The 593-nt window shown below is 64.2% G+C and carries 1 protein-coding gene; it reads right to left on the bottom strand.

The window, feature by feature from the left end; all coding sequences use genetic code 11:
* The coding region (locus ACODTB_RS25785) for a branched-chain amino acid ABC transporter permease (protein WP_488929881.1) at positions 1-571 on the bottom strand (571 nt) is incomplete at its 3' end.
* Positions 572-593: the final 22 nt, after the last annotated feature.

Raw genomic sequence — 593 nt, 5'->3', positions numbered from 1 at the left:
GGTGGTCGTCGGCCACCGCGCGCAGCGCACGGCCGGTGGCCGTCTTCTGGAAGAACAGGCTGAGCGCGATCACCATCGCGGCGGCGATGGCGGCGGCGATGACGTCTTCCTGGTTGAGCAGCAGGCCGCCCTGGAACACCGAGTCCAGCACGAACACCGGGTCCTTGGGCATGCCGATGTCGATCTTGTAGATGTTGCTGCCGAACAGGCTCTGGCCCAGGCCGTCGATGAAGTAGGTGATGCCCAGCGTGGCCATCAGCAGCGTGGCGGCTTCCTGGTTCACCAGGTGGCGCAGCACCAGCCGCTCGATCAGCCAGGCCATGGCGAACATCAGGGCGCCGGCCGCCACGAAGGCCGCGATGTTGCCGACCCACTTGTTCTCGATGCCCAGCCACATCGGAATCCATTCCGAGAAGCGGGCCATGGCCAGGGCGGCGAAGAGCACCATGGCGCCCTGGGCAAAGTTGAAGACGCCCGAGGCCTTGAAGATCAGCACGAAGCCCAGGGCGACCAGCGAATACAGCATGCCCACCATCAGGCCGCCGAAGAGAGTTTCAAGAAAAAACGCCATGGATGCTTCCGTTCGCGAGAAA

This window comes from Hydrogenophaga sp. FG152, from assembly GCF_057809615.1.
This window is presented reverse-complemented; position numbering and strand designations above follow the sequence as displayed.